Source organism: Burkholderia sp. E168m23 (genome assembly GCF_016586125.1).
In the GTDB taxonomy this organism is placed as follows: domain Bacteria; phylum Pseudomonadota; class Gammaproteobacteria; order Burkholderiales; family Burkholderiaceae; genus Burkholderia; species Burkholderia orbicola.
The window spans coordinates 1-3,432 of sequence record NZ_BCPP01000794.1 but is presented as its reverse complement, the minus strand read 5'-3'; the positions used below and the strand labels follow the sequence as shown (position 1 = coordinate 3,432).

Here is a 3,432-nt window from a genome sequence, read left to right as displayed (position 1 = left end):
TCGTATAACTTCGTATAATGTATGCTATACGAAGTTATTACGCACCCTCGGTCCGCACCGAACACCGATACCTCGATGGCCCGAACGTTCGGCATCTGGTTCTTCACGGCCTCGTACGCGGCTTTGAACTGGTCCTTCGCTGCGATCAACCGGGTATCGACACCCGTTCCAAACGCCTTGGCCATGACGGAATTGTCGCGCACGATCGGCACATTTTCCATCGCTATACCGACAAAAAGACTGCGCGCAACCGCCCAGCCTGCCTTCATCGGAGCGCCTTTGACATTGTTCTTGAAGTCGTTTTTCGCGTTGCGCCACAGCAGCGTTCCCATCGCCTTGGTTCGTTCCCAGTAGCGCTCCTGCGATGCATTCAACACATTCATCACACGCCGCGCCTGAGCGGGAATGTGCTCGATATCCTTCCTGAGATCCTGGAATGCCTTATCAATCGGTCGAAGCGAAAAATCGCCATCCAGAAATCCATCAAGGAGTTGCTTCTTGACGCCGTCGACGCGCTTTTTTACGTTCGCCTGTTCGATCGGTGTGTTGACACGAGTGAACAACTTGGCAGCCGACTCCGCTCCGCTCAATGCCTTCTTGCCGGCCATCTTGCATGCGGCTACGCCTGCATTGATCCATTCATTGGCTTTAGCTGACTCGTTGAGCGGCGTGCCCAATCCGGAATAATAGAAGCGGAACCAGAACTGATTCGCGGGCCGCCTCGGATCCTCAAGGTCCCGATGCGCCTCCCAAAGCCGGGCGATATTGGAATACTGCGAACTCGACTGATCGTCGATATCGCGATGGCGTCCGAATGCATCGAAGAAAAAGCCCATCCGAATCGTCGCCCCGCACGGCATGCAATCACCCTTCGGGTACATCGTTGCGTTCTGCTTGGCGATTTGTGCGTAGACGGAGGTCGGCGTTGCATCATCTGGATCAAGTTTGACTTTATCAGCCATGCTTTTTCTCCTCCACGCGTGCCGGCGGAATCAGCCCATCAGGGATGGGTGGCACCGCAACCGGTTCGAACTTGTCACTCGTCAATTCGGCCTGGATGTTTTTCGGCAACGATTGCATAGACTTCGCGAAGGCCCCCGGCTTGCCCGCATCCGCTTGCAACATGCGCTGGATCTCCGGATGCGAGTCAAAGCGACTATTCACGAGCAGATTGTAGTAAGCGTACTGTTTCAGATCGTCGAGATCGGTGAGGCGGTATTTCAGCCATGCCATTGCGACAACTCGCGCAACACGGCGAAACTGCTGGTCTTCACGCTCGTCGTACCGCTTGCTCAATTGCGCCTGATACCGGCTCGCCATCCAGCGCGACACATCGATCATCGGAACACGCGATTCATCTATCAGCGCGCCGGGAAACTGAAGCTCGACGTGGCGATCCGGATAGAAGTGAACCTCGAGAATTCGATCACCTATCTTCTCGGGAACCGGTGACGGAGACAACGTCGCTTTTGCCTCTCCGTGAAGCGTTTCCTCGTTGCCTTTGTGCCACTGGTCGACGTCGACATAATTCCATTTGACCGTGAACTCGGTTCCCTGGAGCTTGTAGCAACACGTCACGCCGCCGCCACCGCCCGGCAAACTATTCCCTCCGCCTGCCTTGTTTCCGTGGGCATCGGTGATGGTAAACCCGTCCAGGTTGTACGGCAGATAGTTGTGGGCGATAACCGAAACGCCACTATATGTCGGCTCTGACTTGCCGCACGCCGCCATGGCCGTCACGAGCAGACACCCTGCCAGAACACGGTTCGCTAGACCTGAAAATCTCGTCGCTCTATTCACTGACATTTTCCTTCCGAAGATTGTCCAGCATGCGTTACCGACATATCGGCGCATCGGTATTGTTCCGTCTGCCACGCAAGCCGCCCTTCTTTCATTCCGCGAGCAGTTCTCCGCACAATCAACCATGCAGAGCCTCGTCCACACGCGCTAACGGCAGCAAACCGTCAGCTATCGGCGGTGCAGCTACCGCCACGAATTTCCCGCTTGCCATCTCGGAGCGCACCTGATTCGAAAGCGACAGAGCCCACTTTGCAAATGCACCCGGCTGGCTGGCTGCGGTCTTCAATATGCGCTGAGCGTCCGGATGCGTATCGAATTGGCTGTTGATGAGCAAACTGAAGTAGGCGTACTGCTCCAAATCGTTACGGTCGGTCAGACGATATTTCAACCATGCAGACGCCACGATCCGGGCAACACGACGAAACTGCTGGTCCTCGCGCTCGTCGTATCGCTTGTCCAGTTGCCCTTGATACTGCTTCACCCATTTCACGACTTCGATGATCGGTAGCCGTGCATCATCAAGCATCTGGCCGGGAAACTGGAACTCGACATGCCGGTCCGGAAAGAAGTGCGCTTCGAAAATCCGGGAACCCACATCGTCCGGCGACCGGGACGGCGGCATCGACACCTTCGCCTCGGCACGGAACGTCTGCTTGTCCCCTTTGTGCCACTGGTCGACATCGTAGTACTCCCACCTGACCGTGAATTCCGTCCCCTTGAGCTTGTAGCAACATCTCAAGCTCCCGCCACCCGCTCCCGGTGGATCATCGCCACCGCCACTCGCCTTATTCCCGTATGCGTCGGTAATGGTGAAACCACTCATGTTGTACGGCAGATAATTCCGGCCCATCACGGAAATTCCGCTATACACCGGCTCCGACTTGCCGCACGCGCTCAAGCTGAAAGCGACCGCGAGCAGCCCCACCACGAGCCCGGATCTACGCCACGTCACTACGCGCCTCCAGCAATTCCCGCTCGTGTGCATCGCGAATCGTGTCCCACGTCGCATCGTCGATAGAGGCCAGTGCCGCATCGACGCTCGTTTCTCCTCGCGAAGCCGCCTCGAGCCACGGCTTCACGACCGGATGCTCGTCGAACCGCGGCGAAACCAGCACAGCCGTCACCACGTAGCACTGCAATTCCGCTTCCTCGACGATCCCGTGTGCCGTCGCTCGAGCGAGTTGCTCGACAACCAGATCATGCAGCCCCACATCGGACAGGTGATCGACCATCGCCCCCATCGTCTCGCGGAACTTCAGCACGAGCTTGTCCGGATATCCGAGCTCGATCAGTTGCGCATGCTGTCGCTCGCTGAGACCCGGCGCATCACCCACCGGTACCGCACCTTCACTCGCCGGCATGTCATTGCGCCACACGACCTCGTCGAGCCGCCTGTCGCGATATCGGATCTCGCCGAACGGCGCAACGAACTGCTGCGCCTGCGTATCGCTCCACACCTGTCGAAGTCGCCCCAATACATGGTTGTCGAAAAAAAACAGGTAGTACGCGCGGCCGTTGGGCAGCTTGTACTGCACGTATTGGCGCAAATGCTGATCGAGCGCATCGAACGACCAAGTCGACCACAGCCACGTCACCGCATGCAGGTCGACCGCCTCCAACCACAGCTGGCGC

The 3,432-nt window shown here is 57.5% G+C and carries 3 protein-coding genes and 1 pseudogene; all 4 read right to left on the bottom strand.

All coding sequences use genetic code 11. The features are described 5' to 3' along the window. Window positions 1-962, bottom strand: a pseudogene (locus JMF90_RS29735) (hypothetical protein); the annotation flags it as partial. Beyond that, a complete protein-coding gene (locus JMF90_RS29730; protein ID WP_054928311.1) occupies window positions 955-1,806 on the bottom strand; it encodes a DUF3304 domain-containing protein in 852 nt (283 codons plus the stop codon). The pseudogene JMF90_RS29735 and the gene JMF90_RS29730, both read right to left, overlap by 8 nt. 112 nt (window positions 1,807-1,918) lie before the next feature. After that, the gene (locus JMF90_RS29725) at window positions 1,919-2,752 is read right to left on the bottom strand and encodes a DUF3304 domain-containing protein (protein WP_054928310.1); all 834 of its coding nucleotides are present in this window, start codon (window positions 2,750-2,752) and stop codon (window positions 1,919-1,921) included. Then, a partial coding sequence (locus tag JMF90_RS29720; protein ID WP_201325791.1) for a DUF4123 domain-containing protein occupies window positions 2,739-3,432 on the bottom strand: 694 nt, incomplete at its 5' end. The genes JMF90_RS29720 and JMF90_RS29725, both read right to left, overlap by 14 nt.

What these genes read in the sequence shown, in the direction of transcription:
- JMF90_RS29730 (WP_054928311.1), bottom strand. Translation starts at nt 1,806, where the DNA reads ATGTCAGTGAATAGAGCGACGAGATTTTCAGGTCTAGCGAACCGTGTT.